The 26415-nt window shown below is 55.6% G+C and carries 20 protein-coding genes, 2 tRNA genes, 1 pseudogene, 1 CRISPR repeat array and 1 riboswitch; of the genes and pseudogenes, 17 read left to right on the forward strand and 6 right to left on the reverse strand.

All coding sequences use genetic code 11. From position 1 onward, the window contains the following. The first annotated feature begins 36 nt into the window (after nt 1-36). Nucleotides 37-460: a CRISPR direct-repeat array (repeat unit 32 nt; unit sequence GTCGCTCCCCGTGCGGGAGCGTGGATTGAAAC). A gap of 153 nt (nt 461-613) precedes the next feature. Then, nucleotides 614-799: riboswitch (cobalamin riboswitch) on the forward strand. A gap of 126 nt (nt 800-925) precedes the next feature. Beyond that, nucleotides 926-1648 carry a hypothetical protein gene (locus ACE3NW_RS10280; RefSeq protein ID WP_374283128.1) on the forward strand — a complete coding sequence of 241 codons (723 nt, stop codon included), beginning with the start codon at nt 926-928 and terminating at the stop codon, nt 1646-1648. 96 nt (nt 1649-1744) lie between these two features. On the opposite strand, the pseudogene ACE3NW_RS10285 reads toward ACE3NW_RS10280, so the two are convergent. After that, a pseudogene (locus tag ACE3NW_RS10285) lies at nt 1745-2470 on the reverse strand (ABC transporter substrate-binding protein); the annotation flags it as partial. A 276-nt stretch (nt 2471-2746) separates the two neighbouring features. Beyond that, a tRNA-Glu gene (locus ACE3NW_RS10290) sits at nt 2747-2823 on the reverse strand. A gap of 196 nt (nt 2824-3019) precedes the next feature. Here ACE3NW_RS10290 and ACE3NW_RS10295 point away from each other — a divergent pair. The 6 genes from ACE3NW_RS10295 (at nt 3020) to ACE3NW_RS10320 (ending at nt 11502) form a co-directional block, all read left to right on the forward strand. Then, nucleotides 3020-4627: a sigma-54 interaction domain-containing protein gene (locus ACE3NW_RS10295; protein WP_374283054.1), complete on the forward strand. Its 1608-nt coding sequence runs from the start codon at nt 3020-3022 to the stop codon at nt 4625-4627. Nucleotides 4628-5172: 545 nt separating this feature from the next. Further along, the gene (locus tag ACE3NW_RS10300) at nt 5173-6381 is read left to right on the forward strand and encodes an ammonium transporter (RefSeq protein ID WP_374283056.1); all 1209 of its coding nucleotides are present in this window, start codon (nt 5173-5175) and stop codon (nt 6379-6381) included. 28 nt (nt 6382-6409) lie between these two features. Then, complete coding sequence (locus tag ACE3NW_RS10305; protein ID WP_374283058.1) at nt 6410-6748, forward strand: P-II family nitrogen regulator; 339 nt, start codon at nt 6410-6412, stop codon at nt 6746-6748. 50 nt (nt 6749-6798) lie between these two features. After that, entirely contained in the window at nt 6799-8991 is a 2193-nt protein-coding gene (locus ACE3NW_RS10310; RefSeq protein ID WP_374283060.1) for a glutamine synthetase III, read from the forward strand. Nucleotides 8992-9403: 412 nt separating this feature from the next. After that, complete coding sequence (gene dapF, locus ACE3NW_RS10315) at nt 9404-10261, forward strand: diaminopimelate epimerase (protein WP_374283062.1); 858 nt, start codon at nt 9404-9406, stop codon at nt 10259-10261. Between the two features lie 14 nt (nt 10262-10275). Next, nucleotides 10276-11502: an LL-diaminopimelate aminotransferase gene (locus tag ACE3NW_RS10320; protein ID WP_374283064.1), complete on the forward strand. Its 1227-nt coding sequence runs from the start codon at nt 10276-10278 to the stop codon at nt 11500-11502. Between the two features lie 124 nt (nt 11503-11626). Here the strand turns inward: ACE3NW_RS10320 and ACE3NW_RS10325 are convergent, their stop codons facing one another. Next, nucleotides 11627-12037, reverse strand: a complete 411-nt coding sequence (locus ACE3NW_RS10325; RefSeq protein WP_374283066.1) for a hypothetical protein — start codon at nt 12035-12037, stop codon at nt 11627-11629. A 725-nt stretch (nt 12038-12762) separates the two neighbouring features. Next, a tRNA-Pro gene (locus ACE3NW_RS10330) sits at nt 12763-12840 on the reverse strand. A gap of 122 nt (nt 12841-12962) precedes the next feature. On the opposite strand from ACE3NW_RS10330, the gene ACE3NW_RS10335 reads away from it, so the two are divergent. The 10 genes from ACE3NW_RS10335 to ACE3NW_RS10380 all read left to right on the forward strand — a co-directional run bounded on the left by ACE3NW_RS10335 (nt 12963) and on the right by ACE3NW_RS10380 (nt 24833). After that, nucleotides 12963-14027 carry a chemotaxis response regulator protein-glutamate methylesterase gene (locus ACE3NW_RS10335; protein ID WP_374283069.1) on the forward strand — a complete coding sequence of 355 codons (1065 nt, stop codon included), beginning with the start codon at nt 12963-12965 and terminating at the stop codon, nt 14025-14027. 23 nt (nt 14028-14050) lie between these two features. After that, nucleotides 14051-15982, forward strand: coding sequence for a HEAT repeat domain-containing protein (locus ACE3NW_RS10340; RefSeq protein WP_374283071.1), 1932 nt, complete (start codon nt 14051-14053; stop codon nt 15980-15982). Between the two features lie 671 nt (nt 15983-16653). Continuing rightward, nucleotides 16654-17490: a protein-glutamate O-methyltransferase CheR gene (locus ACE3NW_RS10345; protein WP_374283130.1), complete on the forward strand. Its 837-nt coding sequence runs from the start codon at nt 16654-16656 to the stop codon at nt 17488-17490. A 10-nt stretch (nt 17491-17500) separates the two neighbouring features. Next, nucleotides 17501-18277 (forward strand): ParA family protein, encoded by a 777-nt coding sequence (locus ACE3NW_RS10350; RefSeq protein ID WP_374283073.1) that lies wholly within the window; start codon nt 17501-17503, stop codon nt 18275-18277. Next, a complete protein-coding gene (locus tag ACE3NW_RS10355) occupies nt 18271-18966 on the forward strand; it encodes a chemotaxis protein CheW (protein WP_374283075.1) in 696 nt (231 codons plus the stop codon). Before ACE3NW_RS10350 ends, ACE3NW_RS10355 begins: the two co-directional genes overlap by 7 nt. 113 nt (nt 18967-19079) lie before the next feature. Then, the gene (locus tag ACE3NW_RS10360) at nt 19080-19448 is read left to right on the forward strand and encodes a response regulator (RefSeq protein ID WP_291332335.1); all 369 of its coding nucleotides are present in this window, start codon (nt 19080-19082) and stop codon (nt 19446-19448) included. A 69-nt stretch (nt 19449-19517) separates the two neighbouring features. After that, nucleotides 19518-22733, forward strand: a complete 3216-nt coding sequence (locus ACE3NW_RS10365) for an Hpt domain-containing protein (RefSeq protein ID WP_374283078.1) — start codon at nt 19518-19520, stop codon at nt 22731-22733. Between the two features lie 59 nt (nt 22734-22792). Then, a complete protein-coding gene (locus tag ACE3NW_RS10370; protein ID WP_374283081.1) occupies nt 22793-23308 on the forward strand; it encodes a nitroreductase family protein in 516 nt (171 codons plus the stop codon). A 286-nt stretch (nt 23309-23594) separates the two neighbouring features. Further along, nucleotides 23595-23804 (forward strand): 50S ribosomal protein L28, encoded by a 210-nt coding sequence (gene rpmB / locus ACE3NW_RS10375; protein ID WP_027180796.1) that lies wholly within the window; start codon nt 23595-23597, stop codon nt 23802-23804. Nucleotides 23805-23861: 57 nt separating this feature from the next. Further along, on the forward strand, nt 23862-24833 hold the full coding sequence (locus tag ACE3NW_RS10380; protein WP_374283084.1) for a rhomboid family intramembrane serine protease: 972 nt from the start codon (nt 23862-23864) through the stop codon (nt 24831-24833). A 173-nt stretch (nt 24834-25006) separates the two neighbouring features. Here ACE3NW_RS10380 and ACE3NW_RS10385 read toward each other — a convergent pair whose 3' ends face one another. Then, on the reverse strand, nt 25007-25516 hold the full coding sequence (locus ACE3NW_RS10385) for a threonine/serine exporter family protein (protein ID WP_374283086.1): 510 nt from the start codon (nt 25514-25516) through the stop codon (nt 25007-25009). Continuing rightward, nucleotides 25513-26412 (reverse strand): threonine/serine exporter family protein, encoded by a 900-nt coding sequence (locus tag ACE3NW_RS10390; RefSeq protein WP_374283088.1) that lies wholly within the window; start codon nt 26410-26412, stop codon nt 25513-25515. The genes ACE3NW_RS10385 and ACE3NW_RS10390 overlap by 4 nt, the downstream gene beginning before the upstream one ends. Nucleotides 26413-26415 lie beyond the last annotated feature (3 nt).

Genomic DNA, 26415 nt, shown 5'->3' on the forward strand with positions numbered 1-26415 from the left:
CAGAGCTGTTCATGCCGCCAATTACGGCGGCATCCTGTCGCTCCCCGTGCGGGAGCGTGGATTGAAACATCACCGCAACATGACCACGCCCGCCCGCCTGTGTCGCTCCCCGTGCGGGAGCGTGGATTGAAACAAACCCTGTCACGGCCACGGGCAAAAACGGCATGTCGCTCCCCGTGCGGGAGCGTGGATTGAAACTGCCTGCGCCAGCACAAATTTTGCCGCAGTTTCGGTCGCTCCCCGTGCGGGAGCGTGGATTGAAACTTTCCGTTGGTCTTCCATGACCACCACTCCTTGCGTCGCTCCCCGTGCGGGAGCGTGGATTGAAACACCAGATGGCCACACAAGGCTTCCTGCTGTCCTGTCGCTCCCCGTGCGGGAGCGTGGATTGAAACAAATCAGCTATGTACCGGGCTGAATATTCTGGGGTCGCTCCCCGTGCGGGAGCGTGGATTGAAACTCCACCGCCAACTTTTGGCGCGCGCTCCACACCAAGTGGATCAGTTGTGCCCCTCTTTGGCCATATCTCGTCGTTCTGGCTGATGATCCAGTTTTATCAATTAATATCGATTAAATTCTTGCATGTTAGCTTGATTAAAAAGGTTGACATGCGAATATTTGCTATATATCAACTTATCCAGATATTGTGATAATAAACGGAAGGCAGTGAGAATCTGCCGCGGGCGCGCCACTGTAACCGGCATTACCTGAGTCAAGGCCACTGTTTGTATTTGCAAATGGGAAGGCCAGACTGCCACAGGCCGGAAGCCAGGAGACGACTTGTCACAATTGCTGCGATTGGTGCAGCACGGCAGTACTGTCTCGCGTACAGGCAAATGCCCGGCCTATCGAATGCTCACGCATGCGATTCTGGACGAACGTGAAATGGACTGCTCTTTCAACATTTATTGAAAGGAGCATCCCTATGAAAACCCACATTCTCGGGTTCCCCTCTATCGGCAGACAAAGAGAGCTGAAACAGGCTCTTGAGTCTTTCTGGAACGGCTCCCGTTCTGCACAATCCCTCATTGCAGTCGCAACTGACCTGAAAATGCAGCACTGGAATATCCAGCGCCATGCTGGCCTTGCCTACGTGACCACTGGGGATTTTTCGTTTTACGACCGCATGCTCGACATCACCTGCATGCTCGGCGCGACGCCAGCGCGTTTTGCTGCAAGCCGTGGCGATTCTCCTCTGGAGAAGTACTTCAGCCTTGCACGCGGCGATGCCCTGCGCAATGTTCCGCCCATGGAAATGACCAAGTGGTTCGACACCAACTACCACTACCTCGTGCCCGAAATTACGGACAACACTCCATGGCAGCCGGGTGAACATCCTGTGCTTGCGGACACTCTCCTTGCACGTGACCTGAGGTTTGCGCCCAAGCCCGCCCTGATTGGTCCGTTTACCTGGCTGGCACTGGCAAAATCTCAGGATGATGACCACAAGTGGTCGCGTCTTGACGGCATTGTAAAAGTGTACGCCGAACTTCTGGCTTCGCTTGCCCCTCTTTGCGAAATCATCCAGATTGAAGAACCCGTGCTCAGCACAGACATGCTGGCCCCTGCTGCGGTCAGCAGCTTTGCGGAAATATACACTACCCTCAACGCCGCCAGCGGCAACAGGCTGATGCTGACAACGTATTGACGTGGGTTCAGAAAGCTTGATGTCGAATTTTTTGCTGCTTCTGTATTTGTTAAGGGCGTCTGCATCCAGCATGTTCTTGCCCCAAATAAGGTCAATCTCGCCCTTTTCCAGCGCCATGATACGGGTCTGATTGTCGGGAATAACCTTTACTATAATGCGCTTGAGCTTGGGTTTTTCACCCCAGTAGTTTTCGTTGCGCTCAAAAATTGCGTATTCGTCTGTTACGGACTGCTTCAAAACCCACGGGCCCGTGCCTATGTAGGCAGCCACGCCGTCCTTGGTCGAACCGTTTTTCATGGCCTTGGGCGAAATCATGGCAAAGGGGCGAGTTACGCCAAGCTCGGTAAGCATGGGGTAGTAGGGCCCGCTCATGACAATACGGAAGGTTTGCGCGTCTGGCGCTTCCACCTTTTGCAGCAGGCGCATCATCTCAAGCCAGCTGTGGCGCTTCTGATTTTCAATAATTGCATCAAAGTTAGCCTTGATGGCATAGGCATCGCAGGGTTCGCCATCGCTGAACTTCACACCCTTGCGAATGGTAAAGGTGTACACCTTGCCATCTGTCGAGATATCCCATTTCTCGGCCAGGCACGGCTTGTACCCGTCGGCGGTTATGTCTATCAGGGTTTCAAACAGCATCTCCTGAGCGTACATTTCACCCGCGTAAAGATGTGGGTTCAGGTCACGGATATCACGAAAATTCACAAAATTAAGCGTGTCGTGATTTTCAGCAGCCTGTATCGCTGGCTGATTGCCCATAAAAATTCCGCTTGCCAACAGGCAGCAAGACAACAGCTTCTTGACTCCAAAAATCTTTTTCATTGAGATCCTCGTCGAATTTGAAATGAAATTTCTTTTTCACATCATTACTCAAAACTCCGTGTCTGGGTCAAATGCTAATAACGCATGGTCGGGTATGCCCAATCGGCATAGTGAAGATAGCAGTTCAAAGGAAGTCGCTTGATAGGCAACACTTATTGCGGTGGCATCTGTAGCGAGGCTCTACCGGCTCTACCGGCTCTACCTCAAAGACGGAGGGAGCAACCCCAAAAACGAAAAACGGGTTACATCTTTCGATGTAACCCGATATTTCTTAATTGGCGTCCCCAAGGGGATTTGAACCCCTGTCGACGGCGTGAAAGGCCGTTGTCCTGGGCCGGCTAGACGATGGGGACGCGCTATGAAGGGTGTATTTACGGCAATGTCCCCCAAGTGTCAAGCATATGTACAAAAAATTCTGAATTTTTTCCATCAGGACCGGTGGGCGGGAGTAAATTAATGTCCCCAGACGCAACATTTTTTTACCTTCTGCCCAGCGCTTACCCCCCACACACATTGCAAGTTTACCCCGGCCTGGGATATAAGCAGCCCATGCAAAAATCTGGCAACACAACTCCCCGTCCCGGCAACGCGGCGCGCTCTTCGGCCAACGCAGACAGCCACCGCGAAGAACAGCTGCGCCTTCTTCTGGACCTTTCCAATGTGGTCAACTCTGCCACTGATGTGGGTGTTGCCTTAAACAAGGCGCTCCAGCTCATGGCAGAGCATCTGCACATGATGCGCGGCGCCATCACGCTCATTTCGCCCAACAGTGGCGAAATCCGCATTGAAGCGGCTTACGGGCTCAAACCCGCCGAGGCCCGCCGTGGCCGTTATGTGCGCGGCGAGGGCATAACCGGGCGCGTTATCGAAACCGGGCGCTCCATGTACATATCCAATGTATCCGAGGAGCCGCTGTTCCTGAACCGCACCCGGTCGCGCGATCTGGGCAAGGAGGGCATCTCGTTCATCTGTGTGCCCATCCGCCTCAACGATCAGGTAGTGGGCGCGCTGTCGGTAGACCATCTGCTGGTGGACGACGCAACGCTTGAAGACGAAATGCGCCTGCTCACCATCATATCCACCCTGCTTGGGCACGCCGCCCTTGAATCCCAGGGCCGCATGGATGAAGAAACATCCTCTCCCCTTCGGCCACGGGGGTTTGTGGGCAATTCAGAAGTGATGCAAAAGGTGTATGCGCAGATTGCGCAGGTAGCCCCATCGAGCACCACGGTTTTTTTGCAAGGCGAATCGGGCACTGGCAAAGAGCTGGCGGCACGATCCATCCACTCTGGCAGCACGCGCGCCAACAAGCCCTTTATCTCGCTCAACTGCGCCGCTTTGCCCGAAAATCTTATTGAAAGCGAGCTGTTCGGCCACGAGCGCGGAGCCTTTACCGGCGCAAACGCCACGCGCAAGGGCCGCTTTGAACTTGCCAACGGCGGCACGCTGTTTTTGGACGAAGTGGGCGAGCTTTCGCTCATGACCCAGGCAAAACTGCTGCGCGTGTTGCAGGAACGCGCCTTTGAACGCCTTGGCGGCATGGAAACCCACTATGTGGACGTGCGCTTTATCACGGCTACAAACCGCGATCTGGAAAAAATGGTCGAGGAAGAAACCTTCCGCCGCGACCTTTTTTATCGCCTCAATGTCTTTCCCATTTTTTTGCCACCGCTGAGCTTCCGCCCAGAAGATATTCTGCCACTGGCCAACCATTTCATAAAAAAGTACGCGCAGGCCAATGGCCGCAGCAATGTGCGCCTCTCCCTTTCTGTTATGGATATGCTGCAACGCTACACATGGCCGGGCAACATCCGCGAGCTGGAAAACGTCATGGAGCGCGCCGTGCTGCTGCTTGGCCGCGAAGGCCTGGTATTGCCGCAGCATCTGCCCCCTGCCCTGCACGGCAGCCGCGCAGTTGTGAGCCCAGGGCACACACCGGGCCTCATCCGGCAGGGGCTTTCCGGCAGCTTGCAGGAGCAGCTGGACGAACTGGAGCGCGCATCCATCACCGAGGCTCTGGAGTTCAGCCAGGGCCAGATGGGCAAGGCCGCAGCCAGCCTTGGTTTGACAGAAAGAATCATGGCCCTGCGCATGAAAAAGTACAACATTACCTACAAGGCATTTCGCCCGGTTTATCGCAAGGGAGAGGATGAGTAGAAAATGATAAATCTACACATCGGTATTTTTTAAAACAAGCCGTTTTGACCAGATTTTTGTAAAATTATAATTTAATTTTGGATAGTTATATAAACAGCTCCGAAAACATACAAAGTAAGGCAGATTATTTCTACGATTATGTATTTTTTTGATTTTTTCATATAACAACCTAAAATTTAACGATATTATAAAAGCCCCTCCGCATGTACTCCTAGAGCGCATACGGAGGGGCTTTTTTTTCAACATAAGCGTAGAAATTATTCAGCCCACCCAAGGGCCTGCAATCATATCCCTTCGCGTGTAAAAATATAAAGTTATTATAAATCAGCATATTGAACGATTTTAATGCTATCTGAAACAGGTTTGGCACACTTCATGCCTATACAGGGCATTGCTGCGGTGCTGTACCGCAGCGGTGGGCATGGCGCCGCCCACGAGGATGAGGTTCTTTTTTAAACGCGGAACGGAACGACGGAGACCCAGCCAGCTGCACTGTGCGGCTCACTGCCTCCCTCGCCGGTCCGACTACGCTGAAGGATGTCCGTATGAACGCCTCGGATACTGCATTTATTCTGATCTGCGCCTCCATGGTCATGCTGATGACCCCGGCGCTAGCCCTCTTTTACGGTGGCCTTGTTCGCTCCCGCAACATTTTGTCCACGCACATGCACAGCTACGGCGCACTGGCGCTCATCTCTGTACTGTGGGCCGTTGTGGGTTACACCCTGGCTTTTGGTGAAGACGTGGGCGGCATAATCGGCGATCTTTCCTACCTCTTCCTCAAAGGTGTAGGCGGCGAGTCGGCTCCTGCGGCCACCCAGCTGCCCCACACGGTATTTATGGGTTATCAGTGCATGTTTGCTGCTCTTACCGTGGCCCTTATTTCAGGTGCTTACGCTGAGCGCATCCGCTTCTCTGCCATGCTTGTGTTCTCTGGCTTGTGGCTGCTCTTTGTTTACTCCCCCATGGCCCACTGGGTGTGGGGCGGCGGCTGGATGAGCAAGATGGGCGCCCTTGACTTTGCTGGCGGCGCAGTTGTTCACATGTCTTCTGGCGCGGCGGCTCTTGCCTGTGCCCAGGCCCTTGGACCGCGGCTTTCCACCGGCAGCTCGCACGCTACGCCCAACAATCTGCCCTTCACCCTGCTTGGCGGCGGCCTGCTGTGGTTCGGCTGGTTCGGCTTCAACGCTGGTAGCGCCCTGGTTTCCGGTCCTCTTGCTGGTCAGGCCCTTGTAACCACCCACATGGCTTCTGCCTGCGGTATTCTTGGCTGGATGCTCGTTGAATGGATTCGTACCGGCAAGCCCACAAGCCTTGGTGCCATCTCTGGTGCGCTGGCCGGCCTTGTGGCCATCACCCCCGGCGCGGGCTATGTGGAAGTGCTGCCCGCCATGCTCATCGGTTTTGCTGGCGGCATCATCTGCTACGGCGGCGTGCTGCTGAAGAACAAGTTTGGCTACGACGACGCCCTTGACGTGGTCGGCATCCATGGCATCGGCGGCACCTGGGGTGCGCTTGCCACCGGCCTGTTCGCCTGCGCCGCCATCAACAACACCGACGGCCTGTTCTACGGCAATCCCGAACAGGCTTGGATCCAGATCGTGTCCATTGTGGCTACCTGGGGTTATTGCTACATTGTTTCCCGAATCATCCTCTATGTGGTTGACGCTGTTGTCGGCCTGCGGGTTACGCCTGAGGAAGAATTCACTGGCCTCGATTTGAGCGAGCACAACGAACGCGGCTACTCCTTGTAGTCAACGGGAAACAGCAAAGGAACGACCTATGAAAAAGCTTGAAATCATCATCCGGCCCAGCATGTTTGACAAGGTTAAGGACGCACTTACCGACATGGGCATCCACGGCATGAACTACGTTGAAATCAAGGGATTTGGTCGTCAGCGTGGGCACACCGAAGTGTATCGCGGCACCACCATGCAGGTAGACTGCCTGCCCAAGATCAAGGTGGAAGTAGTGCTGCACGACGACATGCTGGAAACTGTTCTGAATGCTGTGGTTTCCATCTCCCGCACGGGACAGGTTGGCGACGGTAAAATTTTCATCAGTGATGTTATGGACGCCATCCGCATCCGCACTGGTGAACGAGGCGACGAGGCTCTGTAATCCGGGTATAAGCCTGTGTTAAGCAACAAAATGAGAAAGGAGACGAGGGTATGAGTTCCCCCCGTAAAAAGGCAATCTTCAAGGCAGTGAACACTGCTGCGGTTACCCCCAGCAGTGCAGATGAAGTAGGCCGTAGCGCAGAAGACATCTTTGGCCGTTATGTGTTTGGCATCTCTACCATGCGCAAGCGCCTTCCCAAGGATGTGTTCAAGAAGCTGGCCAAGACCATCCGCGACGGCGAACGTCTGAATCCCGAAATCGCCGACGTTGTTGCCAATGCCATGAAGGATTGGGCCATTGAGAACGGTGCCACGCACTACACCCACTGGTTCCATCCCATGACCGGCCTCACTGCCGAAAAGCACGACGCCTTTCTGTCGCCCACCGTCGATGGTCAGGTCATCAGCGAATTCTCTGGCAAAATGCTGATCAGCGGTGAGCCGGACGCCTCCTCCTTCCCTTCTGGCGGCATCCGCTCCACTTTTGAAGCCCGTGGTTATACCGCGTGGGATCCCTCCGTGCCGGTGTTCATCATCCCCTCTCCCTATGGGGCGGCCCTGCACATTCCGACGTACTTTTACTCGTATTCGGGCGAAGCTCTTGACCGCAAGATTCCGCTCATTCGCTCCATATCGGCCCTGTCGCGTCAGGCCTCGCGTATTCTCAAGCTCTTTGGCAACACCTCGTCCAGCTACGTGCGAGCCAATGTGGGCCCTGAGCAGGAATACTTCCTGGTCGATAAAAACCTGGCCGCCCTGCGTCCCGACCTTCTGCTGGCTGGCCGCACCCTCATCGGTGCCACCTCGCCCAAGGGTCAGGAAATGGAAGACCACTACTTTGGCTCCATTCCTCCCCGCGTGATGAGCTTCATGCAGGATCTGGAAAACGAGCTGCGTTCGCTGGGCATTCCGGCCAAGACCCGCCACAACGAAGTGGCCCCCGGTCAGTTCGAAATCGCCCCGGTGTACGAAGAAGCCAACATTGCCTGCGATCACAACATGCTTTGCATGAACATGATGCGCCACATGGCTGGCAAGCACGGCTTTGTGTGCCTGGTACACGAAAAGCCCTTTGCTGGCGTAAACGGCAGCGGCAAGCACAACAACTGGTCCATCAGCGATTCTGACGGCAACAACCTGCTCAACCCCGGCTCCACCCCGGTGGACAACGCCCAGTTCCTGGTCTTCCTGGCCGCCGTGCTGCGTGGCGTACACATGCACAGCGCAGCCCTGCGCCTGGGTACTGTGGGTGCTGGCAACGATCACCGCCTTGGTGCCAACGAAGCCCCGCCGGCCATCCTGTCCGTCTACCTTGGCGAACAGCTTACCGACGTGCTCGACACCATCATCAACGGCAAGGGCTCCAAGAACAAGAAGAGCGCGGTCATGGAAGTGGGCGTTTCTACCCTGCCTCCCCTGCCCGTGGATCTTTCCGACCGCAACCGTACCAGCCCCTTTGCCTTCACCGGCAACAAGTTTGAGTTCCGCGCCGTGGGCTCCTCGCAGTCCGTTGCTCCGGTCAACATCGCCCTTAACGCGGCCGTGGCCAGCGCTCTGGACGACATTGCCACCGAACTCGAAGCTTCCGTTGCCGCTGGCACCGAGCTGAATGCGGCCCTGCAGGCTCTGCTGCCCCGCCTGTTCAAAGAACACATGCCCATCGTCTTCAATGGCAACGGCTATGCTGAATCCTGGGCCGAAGAAGCCGCTCGTCGCGGCCTGCCCAACTACAACAATACCGTGACCGCCCTTGAGCACTACAGTGATCCCGATGTCATGAACGTGTTCCTGCGTCACGGCATCCTGACCGAACGCGAAATTCTTTCGCGCCAGGATATCTTGCTGGAAAACTACAGCAAGACCGTGTGCATCGAAGGCAACCTCATGGCCGACATGATCCGTGCCTCTGTGCTGCCGCCCAGCCTCACCGCCCAGAACATTGCTGCCGACGCGGTTGTTAAAACCCGTGCAGTGCTTGGCGACAAGGCTGCTGCCAGCGAAGAGGAATACTTTAACGAACTGCGCGGCCACATCGTTGCACTCCAGAAGGGTGTAGTGGTGCTGGAAAAGGCCGTGGAAAAAGCCCTGTGTACCGAAGGTGCGCTGGAACAGGCCAAGGCCGCCCGTGACGGCATTTTGCCCGCCATGAGCGAATGCCGCACCCATGCTGACGCTCTTGAACGTCTGGTGGCTGATGACCTGTGGGTTCTGCCCAAGTACGCAGAACTGCTCTGGGCTCACTAGGTCGTTAAGAAATAGTTGGGGGCAGGGGGTCTCATCCCGGGGGGGAAGATGGTCTCCTTGCCTCCGGCCCCTGCGGTTCAGCCGCAGGGAGCCACAGGCCTCGCCGTTCGCCGCAACGGACGGCGAAGGCCAGTGGTCATCAAGCGGAGAGTCTGGCGGCTCTCCGCTTTTTTTGCGCCCACGGCGCACGAACTTCGATGGATATTGCCGGGCAGATGCGGCAATACGGGTATGCTGCCGGGTGCGCAACCGGCGCTTCTGTAACGGGCAGCCAGACAGAGCATGATGATCTGCACCGGTCAGGCCGCACTGTGTTTACTTTTGCCTTGAATCAGAATAAATACGTAATTGTGATACTGCCAAGATAATCATGGGCAGCCTGTTTCGGCCCCCCGTATGATAAGGAGTATATATGGCTGCAACACTGCGCTTTACAAAAATGCAGGGCATCGGCAACGACTACGTGTATGTGAACGGCTTTGAAGAACGTGTGGAGAACCCCAACGACCTCGCCCGCCAGATCAGCGACAGGCATTTTGGCGTTGGCTCAGACGGTCTTGTGCTTATTTTGCCCTCTGGAACATCGGACGTGCGCATGCGCATGTTCAATTCTGATGGCTCAGAGGCCGAAATGTGCGGCAATGCCATTCGTTGCGTGGGCAAATATGTTCACGACCATGGCATTCTCGCCAAGGATGTTATCCGCGTTGAAACCCGCGCTGGTGAAAAAATCGTTCGGCTGCTGTTTGAAGGCGGCGAGGTGTGCGGTGCAACCGTGGACATGGGCGAACCAGTGCTGACCCCGGCCAACATTCCCGTGCTGGTGGAGGGCGACACAAGCGCCCAGCGCTTTGTGGGCCGCCCGGTAGAAGTTGACGGCGCGGGCTATGAGATTACCGCTGTTTCCATGGGCAACCCGCATGCGGTTGTTTTCATGAAAGGCATAGACGACCTCGATCTGCCCAAGATCGGCCCCAGCTTTGAGCACCACAGGCTTTTTCCGCAGCGCACCAATACCGAATTTGTGGAAGTCATCTCTTCCACCAAGGTGAGAATGCGCGTGTGGGAGCGCGGCGCAGGTGAAACCCTGGCCTGCGGAACCGGCGCGTGCGCCGTGGCCGTGGCCTGCGTGCTCAACAAGCTCACTGGCCGCGAGATCGACGTTGAACTCAAGGGCGGCACACTGCACATCCATTGGGACGAAATTTCCAACCACGTTTATATGACCGGCGGGGCCGTCACCGTCTTCACCGGCACTTACCACATCTGATTCAGAGGAATGTGATGACCAGCGTAAACAGCAATTTTCTCAAGCTGCAAAGCAACTATCTTTTTGCGGAAATAGCCCGCAAGGTCGCCTCCTTCAAGGAAGCAAACCCCGAAAAGCGCGTTATCAGCCTGGGTATCGGCGACGTAACCCGCCCGCTCGTGCCTGCAGTTGTGGCTGCACTGCACAAGGCTGTGGACGACATGGGCGACGCCCCCACCTTCCACGGCTACGGCCCGGAGCAGGGATACGCCTTTTTGCGCGAAACCATTGCCGAGCACGACTACAAGGCACGCGGTGTTGACCTGAGCCCCGACGAAGTGTTTGTGAGCGACGGCGCCAAATCCGACGTGGGCAATTTTCAGGAACTGTTTGCCGCAGAAAGCATCGTGGCCGTCACCGACCCGGTTTATCCCGTCTATGTGGATTCCAATGCCATGGCGGGCCGCTCTGGCGAATTTGAGGGCAAGCAGTGGAACAGGCTCGTGTACCTGCCCTGCCTCAAGGAAAACGACTTTGTGCCGGACTTTCCCAAAACCCGGCCCGACATCATCTATCTGTGCTACCCCAACAACCCCACAGGCACGGTGCTTTCGCGCCAGGCCCTTCAGGGCTGGGTAGATTACGCACGCCGCGAGGGCTGCGTCATTCTGTACGATTCTGCCTACGAGGCCTTTATCACCGACAGCTCCATTCCGCACAGCATTTATGAGCTTGAAGGTGCGCAGGAAGTGGCCGTGGAATTCCGCAGCTTCTCCAAAACCGCAGGCTTTACCGGCCTGCGCTGCGCCTACACGGTAGTGCCCAAGGCCCTGCAAATCAGCGACGGCAAGGGTGGCAAAATTGGCCTCAACGGCCTGTGGAACCGCCGCCAATGCACCAAGTACAACGGCTGCCCCTACATTGTGCAGCGCGCCGCCGCCGCCACCTACAGCCCCGAAGGCCGGGAACAGGTCATGGACGTGATTCGCGGCTATCAGAGCAATGCAGAAAATCTGCGTGCTGCCACCACGGCCATGGGGCTTTCTGTCTACGGTGGCGTCAACGCTCCCTATATCTGGGTGCGTGTGCCCGATGGCATGACCTCGTGGGGCTTCTTTGACCATGTGCTCAACAATACGGCGCTGGTGTGTACGCCCGGTGCAGGTTTTGGCGCTTCCGGCGAGGGCTATGTGCGCCTGACTGCCTTTGGCTCTCCCGCCGATACGGAAGAAGCCATCAAACGTCTGGCCTCACTGAGCTAGCCACCGTAAAAGGGCTGCCCTGCGGCCCCGCAAATACGCAAAAAGCCCGTTTCAGAAAGAATGTTTCTCCATTCATGCTGAAACGGGCTTTTTTATTTTATCAGGCGGGGAGCTGAAACCGAACTTACTGGTTAAAAAGCCCCTGCCGTACCTTTACGTCTGATTCACTCATATTGTATTTTTTCACAACGTCTTTATCGTCAAAAAAGACAATCAGCTCCTTCTTCTTGCCGCTTGAGCTGGCTGCAAAAATACTTACCACAGGAATGAGGCTTGTGGCATCCACACTGATTTTTGACAGCTCATACCGCCATATTTCCATACCACTATCAGTATAGGACGTGGTAAGAGGCGAACCAAACATGCCCTTGATTTCAGCCTTTGTGGTTTCGCCGGGCTTGATCTTGTCCCCTACCGAGGCTTCCGTTTCTTTGCGCAGGCTGTCGTTACCGGCAGTGGCGCAGGCCCCCATAAGGCAGCACAGACACAACAAAAAGCACAGCAAGGGAAGTCTTACAATCTTTCTGATACCCATTATAACTCCAGTTAAACTGATTTTTATTGCAACTATCTAAATATTTGTTGAGCATATAAAATATAATTGCCACACAATTAATGCAGCAATACGCTCAACAAATCATTTTATACAAATGATAATTTCCTGTTGATCTGTTTCAACATCAGTTCAAGCTACACGCATACCGCTTTTCCAGCACCGTGAGGGCAATGCCATTTCTATGCCATGCATGGCATGCGTACGTAACTACATGTATTTACTGAATCATATCAGAAATAACACAAATACATCGATTATCATATACTTATCAGCAACACTGCTCAACGCAGCACTCCGCTGTGAATTAGCTGCACACACACGGTGTTTGTGCCCATCTGCCTGCAAAGGAATTAAGCAACATGTAATATTTTTGCTAGTTACATAATTATTTTGTGCGAATTTAAATTTACCCCTGCCGCGTTGCGCCTGGCTGGCACACATCACAAAAACCCGCCTTGAAGGAAATGTACTGAACATACCTTTTGAAGCCGGATTTTTTACCGATAATAATAGGCAAATCTGGAAAAAATTTATCCATTCCCGGCAAACAGCAAGAAAAAATAGATGATTTTCACGGGGCCACGGCCTGTGCAGGGCGGGCTTGGAGCTAATAAAGGCGGAGCATTTTATGGGCAGAAGAACAAAATTGCAGCCGGAAACAAAAAAAAGGGCTTACGGTGGTTACCGTAAACCCTTGATTTTATTGGTCGGGATGGCGCGATTTGAACGCGCGGCCTCAGCGTCCCGAACGCTGCGCTCTAGCCAAGCTGAGCCACATCCCGTCGAGAAAGGGAACATAAGCAAGACTGAGCACTTTGGCAAGTGATTTTTTATTTGTAAAAAAATAATGCCTGACGTAGCATACTCAAACTAGTGAGAGAATTTTTTGGAGTGAGCCTACCTTATGATTCGTGTCCTTGTGGTTGATGATTCAACCTTTATGCGTACCACCATTACCTCGCTCTTGGAGCAGGATTCTGACATCAAAATTGTGGGCACAGCCCGCAACGGTCAAGAGGCATTACTCAAAGCCGAGGAACTGGACCCCGACGTAATGACCCTTGATGTGGATTTGCCCAGGCTGGACGGCCTGGGGGTTTTGCAGCAGCTCATGAAAAAAACGCCCATCCCTGTGCTGATGGTCAGCTCGCTCACCCAGAGCGGTGCAGAAAGCACACTGAAGGCGCTTGAATACGGTGCTCTTGATTTTATACCCAAAAACATGAGCAGCGACCGCGAAAATTTTGCGGCAGAACTGCAAAAAAAAGTACGGGCCATTGCGAGGCGTAAAACCATTATCAAGCTCAAGTACCGGCGCATAAACCAGATTCAGGTTCCGGTTCCGCGTCCTCAGCCATCGCAGCCCGCCGACTATGTTCAAACCCCCTGCCAGGGGCCAAGAGATTTGGTGGTTATTGGCGTTTCAACCGGCGGCCCGCCGGTTGTGCAAAAAATCCTGTCGGCGCTGCCAGAGGATTTACCCGCCTGCATACTCATTGCGCAGCACATGCCGGCGGCCTTTACAAATCCCTTTGCCAAACGTCTCGACAGCGTGTGCAAAATCGGCGTTACCGAGGCAAGGGATGGCGACAAGTTTAAAACCGGCCACGCATACGTTTGCCCGGGGGGCAAGCACATAGGCATACGCATGCGCGGCCCTCTGCCAGAAATCTTTGTGGCAGAAGAACCCCGCGATGCTCTTTACAAGCCCTCGGCAAACGTGCTTTTTGAAACTGCGGGCAAAGCCATGGGAAGACGCACGCTGGGTGTGATTCTCACCGGTATGGGCTCTGACGGTTGCGAGGGCTCAAAGGTACTGCGCGAAAAAAGCGGCTGCCTTATTGCGCAAAACGAGGCCTCGTGTGTAGTGTACGGCATGCCCAAAGCAGTAGTTGATAACAAGCTTGCCAATCTCATACTTGATGTGGACGATATTGCTAACGCTATCATCACAACGGTCAGAGGCTGACCCCACCGTAGCAGGACATGACTATGAACATGGAAAATCCTCAGCACAAAGCTATTCTTGAAGCCTTGCAATCCGGCGCCAATGACGCGATCCGCGACGCGGCATTCAGCGCGGGCGACCAGGGCATGCAAGATGCCGTTCCCATGCTCTGCGAACACATCAAAAGTCCAAGCGTGGGTGTACAGGAAGCAGCAGAATACGCCCTGCGCAAGATACGCGGCCCCCAGGTAGTAATTGCCCTGCTGCCCCTGCTGCGCAGCGACGAAGCCCCAGTGCGCAACGTGGCCATGGATATTTTGCGCGAAATCGGCTCTGACAGCATTGAGAGCATCCAGCCCTACATGCAGAACGACGACGCAGACCTGCGCATCTTTGTAACCGACATTCTCGGCTACTGCCGCACACACCAGGCCTGTCTGCTGCTGTGCCGCGCGCTGCTCAAAGACCCGGAAGTAAACGTGCGCTATCAGGCCGCTGTAAGCCTTGGCACACTTGCATTTCCCGAGGCTGTCAACTCGTTGTGCCAGGCCATGCACGATGAGGAATGGGTGCAGTTTGCCGTGGTGGAAGCCCTGGCAAAAATCAAGGATTACTCTGCCGTAAGCGCTCTTGTTAAGCTGCTTACACAGGCCTCGCCTCTGGTAAGCTCGGCCATTGTGGATGCCCTGGGCGACATGGGTGATGTCAAATCCATTCCCCTTCTCTTCAGCTCGCTCGAAAACGTGCGCGAGGCTCTGCGCCACAAGATCGTCAAGGCCATTGTGCAGATATTGGGCGGCAAGGGGCTCTCGCTGCTTGCTGGCAAATCGCAGGAACGCATGCGCGCCTACATGCTTGATGCCCTCACCGATAACGATGAAGACATCCTGATGGCATCGCTGCAAGGCCTGAGCGCCATTGGTGCAGAAGAATGCAGCGGCCCCCTCATTGACATGACCGCCGGGCTCGACAAAGACCGGCAGGACGAACTATACGAGGCAGCCATCAAGGCAATTGCGGCCATCGGGTACAACGATGCCGTGCGCGCTGCCCTGATGAGCCAGCAAGACCCCCGCATTCTGCTGGCCATGGAGGCTTGTCACCTCATGGCCGACAGCCGTTGTGTGCCCGACCTCAAGGAACTTTTCTGGAATGTCAGCCCAGAGCTGCAACGCATGGCTGCCGCCGAGCTGGCCATGCTCGGCGACTGTAACGATTCGCCCTTCTTCGTCACCATCATGAATGATTCTGAAGATGCCGAAGTTCTGAAAAGTGCTCTGGTCTTTTTTGGCAATCACCCCACCTGCCCGGATGTGGAAGACCTCGTTTTTGCGCAGATTGACCACAAGTATGTGGACGTTAAGGAAATGGCGCTTGAGGCCTGCATCAACCTGCACAGCCCCAGGCTTAACGATCTGTTCAGGGAGCGCGCCACTAGCGAAGATCCCATGCAGCGCATGATGGCAGTGTACGCCCTTGGGCGCTACAGCATTGCTGAAAATCTGGCAGAAATTTCTGCTGCGCTTGATGACGAATATCCCCGTACCCGTCAGGTGGCTGTTGAGGCATTTTTAAACCTCGGCGAACAGGCAGAAGAATTTTTGCCCCTGCTCTTGCCCCGCCTGGCAGATGAAGACAAGGACGTTCGCCTTGCCGTGGTAGATCTGCTGGGACAAATCGGTTCTCCGACAGTGTTGCCATACATTCTCAATGCGCTTAACGATGAGAATGAATGGGTTCGCATCCGTGCCATAGACGCCTTGGGTATGCACAGGGTGGCAGATGCCGTGCCGGTGCTGGCCCAGATGCTTGAAAGTGCAAGCCCCATGGTTGCCCTCAAAGTTGTTGAGGCCCTTGGCAAAATCGGTGGCAATGTGGCCTTTAGTGTGCTGCTCGGCATGATGAACCACGAAGATTCTGAAATTCAGCATGCGGCGGAAGAAGCCTTGGCAATGATCCAGGCCGAACAGGAGTAGGTATGTCTCAGCCCCCTACGTTATTTCCCAAAAGCCCGCTCGGCTCTGGCCAGAATACTGGCAACGCGTCGACCGGCAGCGCCACGCCTGCAACTCCGGCAGAGCAGCGCCCAAGGTTTGGCACCCCGGCTGCGCCGGGCACTGCGCCAGCCATGCCTGCCAGACCAGCTACTCCTGCGCCTGCTTCGCCCTTTAAGTCAGCTGCCCCGCCTCTTGGCACTCAAGCCCAACCGGCGGGGGCCGCTCCGGCGGGGTCAACATTTCGCCCTACCACGCCCGGTATTGGCCAGAGTGGTATTGGCCAGAGTGGAATGGGCCAGAGTGGTATGGGTATGGGCAGTTCCCCGGCAGGCGCAACGCGGCCTCCGCTTGGCCAAACAGGCCTTGGACAATCAGGGCTTGGGCAATCAGGGCTTGGGCAATCCGGTGTCGGTACCGCCAGACCACCGCTGGGTTCTACCCTGCCACCGCGCACGGGCAGCCCCACACCACCCGCCAGCGGCATGGCAACACCCAGGCCCGCTACCCAGCCCGCTGGCATGGCAGCGACCCGGCCCGCCATGCAGCCCGCCACAAGCGCCCTGCGCCCGCCGCTCACGCCTGCGGCCGCATTTCGCTCACCAACGCAGGCAGCTGACCCAGCGCGCGCGGCATCGCCTTTTCGCAAGGATTTGCAGATTTCTGACGAAGAATTTTTGCAGCTGCGCGACTTTATCTACCAGCAATGCGGTATTTTTATTGCGGAAAACCGAAAGTACCTTGTGGAAAACCGGCTTTCCAACCGCATCAAGGAACTGAACCTTAAGAGCTACAGCGATTATTACAATTTTCTGCGCTTTGACGGCAGCCGCCGCACAGAGCTTAACAAGCTCTTTGAGGTAGTTACCACCAACGAAACAAGCTTTTTCCGCAACCCGCCGCAGCTTGAGGTATTTCAAAAAAGTGTGCTGCCCGATATTCTCGACCAGTGCCGCAAGGCAGGCCGCAAAAAGCTGCGCATCTGGTCGGCGGGCTGCTCCACCGGCGAAGAACCCTACACCCTGGCAATCATTCTGCACGAAGTGCTCAAGGGCGAGATTTCCAGCTGGGACATAAAGATCACCGCCAACGACCTTTCCGAGGCCGTGCTGGCGGCGGCGCGACGTGGCGTGTACAACGACTACGCCCTGCGCACAACACCCAAGGAAATTGCCGACGCCTATTTTATCAAGGAAGACACCCAGTACAAGATCAAACCAGAGCTCAAGGCGCTTATCTCGTTCGGGCAGATCAACCTTAACGACAGAGATCAGCTCAAGCGCGTTGAAAAATCGCAGATCGTCTTTTGCCGCAACGTCATCATCTATTTTGATGACGAGATGAAACGCAAGGTTATCAACGCATTTTACGACAATCTTGAAATAAACGGCGCGCTGCTTATCGGGCATTCCGAATCGCTGCACAATATCAGCCGCGCATTCCAGCTTGAGCACCACAAGGGCACAATTGTTTACAGAAAAATGAGCTGATGCAGACTTCATGTGCGCAAAAGTACTGGCCATTGCCAATCAGAAAGGGGGCGTAGGCAAAACCACCTCGTCCATCACGCTGAGCAGCGCGCTGGCTCGTATGGGCAAAAAGGTTCTTGTGCTCGATCTTGATCCGCATGCCTGTGCCACACTGCATGCGCGCATCTACCCAGAGGGCATTGCGTGCAGCCTGCACGATCTTTTTCTGGCGCAGGAAGAAGCATGGCCAGCCATATGGCCAGAACTGATACACCCGGCTGCCCTGCCAGGGGTGGATGTGGCCCCGGGCAGCATACGGCTTTCGGAACTTGAGGTGGATTTTCGCGAGCGGCAGGCCAAGGGCAGCGTGCTGTTGCGCAGCCTAACGCATGTGCGCGATAATTATGATTATATTATTCTGGATTGCCCGCCCCATGTGGGTATTTTGCTGGTCAACGCCCTGGTGGCCGCAGACCTGCTGATAATACCGATCCAGACAGATTTTCTTGCCTTGCACGGGCTCAAGCTGCTGTTTGACACGCTGCACACGTTGAACAAGGCACTGGGCAGGGCCATCCGCTATCGGGCGGTGCCGACCATGTATGATAAAAGGGCAAAGGCGTGTACACGGGTTCTGGAACTGATGCGACGCAAAATGGGACAGTCCATGTTTTCAACCGTTATTGGCGTAGACACGCATTTTCGCGAGGCAAGCGCCCAGGGTTGCACCATTTATGATATTGACGCCCGTTCCAGGGGAGCCAGTGGTTATGATTCCCTTGCTCAGGAAGTGGTAAAGCTATGGTAAAAACGCCCGAAGAATACTTTGCCGACCAGTGCCTCACCGTGCCTCAGGCTGTGGATTCTGCGCTCAGCCCTGCGGAACAGGCATTTGTGCAAAAATATCTTGGCAGTGATTCGCTACAGAATATGCCGGTGCAGGAGCCGGAGCGGGTTCTTGCCGGTGCTGCAAACGTGGCCCAAGAGCTTGGCACTGCCGAGCACCCCTCTGCCCGCAAGGCCGAAAGCGCCCCATCGTTGCGCACAAAGCTGGCTGCGCAGGATCAGGTGCAGATGGTTTCGTTTTACATACGTGAACAGGTATTTCTGCTGCCTGTTTCGGTAATTGTTGAGGTGCTGCGCTACATGCCGCTAACCCGGCTGCCCATGGCACCGCCCTTTATTGCAGGTGTGGTCAATCTGCGCGGCAAGGTAACCCCCCTGCTGCACCTTGATGCCTTGCTGACCACAGACCAATCAATGCGCTACACCGAAAAAAGTTTTATCATTGTTTGTGGAACCGACGACATGCAGCTTGGCCTGATCATAGACAAGGTGCATACCATGTATATGGTTTCAAAAGACAGTATCAGCTGGAATATCGAGGCGCAGCTGGGCGAAGGGGCCGACTTTTTGTGTGGCCTTGCAGATATCGGCGAGCGGCTCCACGGTATCATTGACCCGGAACTGATCGTAGACAAGCTTATAGAAGTATAAACCACCGCGCAGTTGGCGCGTTTACACTATCAACTTGCCAACAATCTGAATAATCTCTAGAGTTCGGTGAATTTTTATACGGCAGCCAACATCAGACGGACAGGATCACACAAATGAAAAAACATATTATGGTCGTAGACGACTCCAAAACTATCCGTAACCTGGTGGCTTTTGTTCTGAAAGGCGAAGGCTTCAAGGTAAGCACTGCCGAGGACGGCATGGACGCTATTGAAAAGCTCTACAGCCTTGAGCCTGTGGATCTTATCGTTTCAGACGTAAACATGCCCCGCATGGATGGCTTTACGTTTATCAGAACAATTCGCGCTCAGGATGCCTATAAGGACATTCCCATTATTGTGCTTTCCACAGAAGGTCAGGAAAAGGACATTCAGACAGGCATGAGCCTTGGTGCCAACCTTTACATGGTTAAGCCGGCCCAGCCTGAAAAAATGGTTCGTAATATAAAGATGCTTCTGGGCTAGCCGATAAGAAAGACAGTATATGTCCAATTCGGGCAATAGTGTGCTTTCAGCCATATAAAGGTATAGGTTATGAGCCAGGAATTTTTTGATCCGGAACTTTTCGCCGACTTTATCGCGGAAGCCAAAGAACATCTCGAAACCATCGAGCCGAATCTTCTTGAGCTTGAAAAAGCTCCGGACAACCTTGCCCTGCTGAATGATATCTTTCGCCCGATGCACTCTCTCAAGGGCGCATCGGGTTTTCTTGGGCTGAACCGTATCAACCAGCTTGCGCATAAGTCAGAAAACATTCTGGACGAGCTGCGCAAGGGTACAATGGTTGTGACTTCGGAAATCATGGATGTCATTCTGGCATCCACCGATGCCCTGCGCCAGATGATCGACAATCTTGAATCCACCAACGCCGAAGGCGACGTGGAAATTGACCATATCAAGGCGCAGATTGACGCCATCATGGCAGGCGAAACCGCGCCGCAGATGGTGGTTGAGGCTGAAGCGGCCCCAGAGGCTGATGACGCGCCCCAGGCTGACGAAATTTCTGCTCAAGAAACCATAGAGGCAGAATCACCGGCAGAGACTGCCTACGAAGCCGCTCCCGTTGATGACACAGATGCCACAGATGTCGCAGATGTCGTAGATGCCGCAGATGCCACTGACGAACCGAGCAATGGTGGCGGGTCAATAAAGAATTCGGCTGGCCCTGCCATATCTGGCAAGGAATGGGTGCTCACCCTGCCCGAAATTCCGGCATACTCGCTCACGGCCTTTGGCGAAGGCCACCTGAAAGATTTTATTGATGAATCCAACGATACCATCGAAAATCTTACCAATGCCCTGCTGGATCTGGAAGAAAATCCCATTGGCCGCGATGAACTGGTCAACGATATCTTCCGCTTTTTCCATAACATGAAGGGCAACAGTGGCATTATCGGCTACCCCGAACTTAATGCCCTTACCCACGAAGCAGAAACTCTGCTCAACAATGTTCGTCAGGGCAAGATTACGCCCACCCACGAGCTTATCGACCTGTTGCTGCTTGTGGTGGACGTGCTCGAAGCGCTGGTACAGCGAATCAATATAGAAGCAGGCACGGCCACGCCCTTTATTATTGCCCCAGTGGTCAAGCAGTTGCAGCTGGCGCAGACCGGTGGCCCCATATCTCTGCCCAAGGAGCTGCTTGAAGCTCAGGCCAGCCAGAACGGCGCTGCCGAGCAGAAAGCGGACGATGCTGCCGAACAGAAGGCGCATGCCCCCGTTGAGGTGGTCATGCCCACCATCATCGCCGTTGGCACTGAAAACGACGATCTTGACGCTTTTCGCGCTACCGTGCGCCAGCAGCTCGAAATCGTGCATGCCGCCCTTGAAACGCTCAAGAAAGACGGCAGCCACAAAGAATCCATCGACGCCCTCTTCCGCTGCCTTATGGCGGTCAAAAATGCCTGCGCCTTCATGGATTTTGAAGAAATCAAGGTCTACGCCGAGCGCACGGCGGGCATTGTGGACAAGGGACGCAGCACCGGCATTGATTTTGAACTTATGGTTGGCCTGCTGGAACAGGAAGTTGCCATCATCAAGGATATGATCCAGCAGAAGATTGATGAAGCGGCACACCCCTCGGCTCAGGCGGCCCCTGGGGCCGATGCCAGGCAAGCCCCTGAACAGCCGCAGGCGAGTGCAGAAAACAACTCTGCTGCCAAGACCCCTGCCGAACCGGCCACAACGCCAGCTGCCGAGCCAGAGACTGAAAAAGCAGAGGCTGAAAAGCCACAGCAGGCAGCCACGGCAGAACCCGCCGCTGCAACGCCTGCCCCGCAGGAAAAGCCCGCTGAGTCTGCCAAGCCTGCCGCTCCGGCGGCAGCAAAGCCAGCTGCTCCGGCGGCAGCAAAGCCCGCTGCTCCAGCAGCGGCAAAGCCCGCTGCTCCAGCAGCAGCAAAGCCTGCCGCTCCAGCGGCATCGGCTGCGGCAAAGCCTGCTGCTCCGGCGGCAGCAAAGCCCGCAGCTGCGGCGGCGGCCCCTGCCCAGGAAAATCACAAGGGGTCTTCTACCATTCGCGTTGACCATGAGCGCCTCGACCATCTCATGAACCTGATCGGCGAGCTCATCATCAACCGTAACAGGTACACCCTTATCGCCCGCTCACTTGAAGACAGCGGGCACGATGTGGATATTTCGCAGGTTGCCCAAAGTCTCTCTGAAACCACCTATGCCATGGCGCGCATTTCTGATGATCTGCAAGACACCATCATGAAGGTGCGCATGGTTCCGGTTTCTTCCGTTTTTTCACGCTTCCCCAGGCTGGTGCGCGACCTTTCGCGCAAAAGCGACAAGGAAGTGGACCTGATCATGGAAGGTGAAGAAACAGAGCTGGATAAAAGCGTGGTGGAAGTTATCGGCGACCCCCTCGTTCACCTTATCCGCAACTCTGTTGACCACGGTATCGAGCCCGAAGAACAGCGTCTTGCAGCTGGCAAGCCCGCCAAGGGCAAGGTGGTGCTGCGCGCCTTCCACAAGGGCAACTCTGTCGCCATTGAAATTGAGGACGACGGCAAGGGCATCGACCCCGCAAAGATGCGCGAGATTGCCGTGCGCAAGGGAGTTGTCACCCCCGAAGAAGCCGCGCAGCTTGATGACCGCGAATCGCTTGAGCTCATCTTTGCCCCCGGTTTTTCCTCGGCAGAAAAGATCACTGATATTTCTGGCCGTGGCGTGGGCATGGACGTGGTGCGTACCAACATCAAAAACCTCAAGGGCAGCGTCAACACCTACTCCGAGGTGGGCAAGGGCACGCGTTTTACACTGAGCCTGCCCCTCACCCTGGCAATTATTGACGCACTTATGGTCAATGTTTCCGGTCAGATGTACGCCATTCCCCTTGATGCCGTTTCTGAAACCACCAAGATCGAAGCTGTGCGCCTCACAGATGTCAAAGGGCGCAAGGCCGTTACCCTTCGCGGTGAAGTGCTTGGCGTTGTTGAACTTTCTGAAATGCTGGGCCTACCCCGCACCGATCCTCTGCCCGATGTGCTCTCAGTTGTGGTCATTCATGACAATGAACGCCGTTTGGGCCTTGTGGTCGACCGGCTGCTGGAGCGCCAGGAAATAGTTATCAAGCCCCTGGGCGCGTACCTTGGTGATCTCAAGGGCATTTCTGGTGCAACAATCATGGGCGACGGTTCGGTCATTCTGATTCTAGACCCGCACGAAATATATTCACTGGCCACGTCCAAGGCCTCATCCATGGGATCAGGCGAACAGGGCAAACAGGCAATATCTGCCAGAATGTAAAGATAAAGGGGGCTACGGCCCCCTTTCTGCATTTCAGTCTTCCATCTAGTGAGGTTCCCATGATCGAACTGTTGAGCAACCGCCGCAGCATTCGTAAATTTACGGCACAGGCAGTGAGCGATGAGCACCTTGAAAAGCTTCTTGCCGCTGCTCTGCTGGCCCCTTCTTCCAAGGACACCCGGCCCGTTGAGCTTGTGGCTGTGCGCGACAAGACCACAATCGAAACCCTGGCAGCCTGCCGGGATTCTGGCACCATGCCCCTGCGCACGGCAGCCCTGGTGCTGGCTGTAACGGCAGATACGCTCAAGGCCGACGTGTGGGTCGAAAATGCCTCTATCGCAGCCATACTGGTGCAGCTTGAGGCAGAACGGCTGGGTCTGGGATCCACATGGGTGCAAATGCGCCTGCGCACCAACGGCGACAGATCCGCCGAGGCCGAGGTTCGCAAAACCCTTGGCATTCCAGAAAATTATGGGGTATTGTGTCTTCTGGCTATCGGGCACAAGGATGAAATCAAGCAACCCCGCCAGCTTGATGCCGCAGACTGGGCCCGTACACACAAGGAACGGTTTTAGCCGCAGCCTGTGAAATTGCGGGGTTTACACACGGTATTGCCCTGCCATGGCGGCAATACACAAGGCTTGGAACATGGCCGATGAGCAATTTCAGACCGCTACGATGGCAAGGCGTGCAGTCTGGCAACCTTTTTTTGAGAAAATTTCTTGCCTTTCCATAGTGCATGAGCTATATGACCTTTTCGCGCGGTTACGCCCATTTGCAGCGCTGTCATTTTTTTCGGCGCGGGCCTAGTTTTATGCCGCATTTGAAACGAACTGTTTTTTTGCATATACGGAGGAAAGTATGAGCAAGGAATGCATCTTTTGCGGCAAAAAGCCCCAGGTCGGCAATCTTGTGAGCCACTCCAACATCAAGACCAAGCGCCGCTTCAACCCCAATTTGCAGCGCGTGCGTCACCAGTTCCCCGACGGCAGCGTTCGCACCCTTTCGGTGTGCACCCGTTGCCTGCGCTCTGGCGTTGTGGTTAAGCCCACGGTGCGTAAGCAGGCCTAATCGCCCGTCTTTTGCAGCTTTTAGCCCCGACAGGTTTCTGCCGGGGCTTTTTTGCTTATGCGCACACAACCAAGAGCATTTGCCTTTTCGCGCTACTGGCGCTTGCGGCGCAGGCCCAACAGCCTGCCCCTCGACTGGCGCCCTGTTGCCAGTACCCAGGGTACAACCCGGTACACACGCTTTCGAGAGTGGCTCTTGGTGCTCAATGCCTGCGGCATACCTCACCAGACCATCCAGTTGAGCGGCAGGGAATACATCTATGTGCCCGCACTGCTGGAAAACAATGCCCTGATTGAACTGGGAGCCTTTGTAAAAGAAAGCACCTCTCCCGCTCCGCAACCGCCGCCCCTCCCGGTCTATCCACACGCCTTTCTGGTCGCCCTGGCCCTGCTGCCCAGCATACTGTGGCACGGCTGGCGCGTGGGCTGGTGGCATACGCCCCTGTGGCTGCCAGCAGCAGAAACGTGGAATGCGGCGGGCATTCTTGATGCCGTGCGGGTTCGCGTTTTCAACGAGTGGTACAGAACTGTCACCGCGCTTACCCTGCACGCCAGCCTTACCCACCTGTGCGGCAATGTGGCCTTTGGCTCCATATTTCTCACGCTTCTGGCGCGGCTTACGGGCATTGGCAGGGCCTTGTGGCTTACCCTGCTTGGCGGCGCTTTGGGCAACGGCCTTACGGTATTGCTGCGCCCGCGCCCTGTGCTCAGCCTGGGTTTTTCAACCGCGCTTTTTGCCAGCATTGGCGCTGTTTCTGGCTATATGGCCTGCCAGCAACAAGGCAGGCGCAAGGCCATGTTGCCCGTTGCCGCCGCCGCTGCGTTGCTGGCAATGCTTGGCACAGAAGGCGATAACACCGATTATGCAGCCCACCTGGCCGGGCTTGGCTGCGGGCTGGTACTGGGAGCCTTTGAGGCCTGGCGGGTACGCAACAACCGGGCAGGGCTTGGTCAATGGTGGGCTGGGGCCGCCACAGCCCTGATTGTGGCCGTGGCCTGGTGGCGGGCTTTTTCTGCCATCGGGGGCTGACCACATCTGGCCAACCAGCATAATCAGCGTCACCAGCATACACGACAAAACAGCCCCAACGTGCTCGCGCACATCGGGGCTGTGGTTCTTTGTACGCGGCCTATCAGCAAGCCGTTTCGGGCGCTGACAGGCCGTAATCTGCCGTACTGCGGCGCAATCCGCGCCATCCCACCCTACACGGTTTTGCTGTTCTGGCTCAGCCTGTGCAGCGTGCGCCCCAGCGGGGCCTCACGGTGAAAGAGCAGCAAGGGCAGTATGGCCCCGATTGCCAGAGCACACATGATAAAAAAGGCCGTCAGCCCGTTATAGACCACGCTCACCAGCACAGCCTCTCCCTGCGTAGTACCGGCAGTGTTGAGAAACTTGAGCGTAGCCAGAATGGCCTTGTAGGCAAACATGCCGGGAATCATGGGCAACAGAGCGGGAAACACAAACATCTCAGCCGGGGTATGACACCGCCGGGCAATGGGCATGCTGCAAAAAGAAATTATCAGCCCGGCACACAACGAAGCGCTGGCAATGCCCACATGGGCCTGCAAAAGCAGGAACCGGCTCATATGCCCGGCAGCGGCCAGCAGCCCGGCCATCACGGCAATGCGCTTTGTGGGCCGCGATATGGCAGCAAACCCCACGGCGGCAACCGCCGCCAAAAAGCCATCGGTAAGGCAATCCACCAGCATCATAGCGAGTCCACTCCCATAAGCAGCATGGTTGTGGCCAACCCCAGGGCAATGCAGATGATCAGCGTGCTTGCCTGAATAAGCCGTGAAACGCCCATGAGCACATGGCCGTCAAGAATATCCAGCATGGCGTTGATAAGCGGGATACCGGGGATAAGAAAGAGCACACTGGCTGCAATGGCGGTTTGCGGTGTGCTGCCCAGTTGCAGCACAACACCCAGCGACGCCAGCAGCGATGCCGCAAATGAACACAAAAAAAAGGTTACCTTGTGATCAAGGCCGCAGTGCAACAGCTTTTGCCGCAGATAAAAGCCCAGCAGGGTTGCAATAAAGACCAGGCCCATGGCGGGCAGATCACCGTTAAACAATCCGCAAAATGCCGCATTGGCGCAGGCCACAAGAAAACGCAGCAGCACGGGGTTGAGAGTGGGCACGGCGCAGATGGCGCTGAAACGCTGACGCGCATCGTCAAGGCTGAGGCCCTCGTCGGCTATGCTCCAGCTCAAGGCGGTGAGCGCGGCTACCCGCTGAAAGTTTGGCGCACCCGAAACAATGGAGCTCACCGCAGTACGCCGTTCCGCAGGAATGCCCCCCTCGGCGGGCTTGATAACCGAGAGCATGAGGTGCTTGGGAAAAATCGCCAGTTCCACCTCAAAGCCATAGGCCCGTGCTATGCGGCAGGCGGTACGGTCCACACGCGTGGTCTGCCCGCCTGCCCCAAGCAAGGTAGAAGAAAAAACCTGAATAAACTCAATCAGTTCTTTGGCGGTGAGCACGGTTCCCACAGCCCCGAAGGCGGCATTGCCGCCCTCACCCGGATTTGAAGTTCCGTTGTTGTTACAAACCGCCGCAAATGCCGGCAGACCGTTAAAACTGTCCTGCCTGTTGATCAAACCCATAAA

Origin of the sequence: Desulfovibrio sp. (genome assembly GCF_041907885.1) — a bacterium.
Taxonomy (GTDB): Bacteria; Desulfobacterota; Desulfovibrionia; order Desulfovibrionales; family Desulfovibrionaceae; genus Desulfovibrio.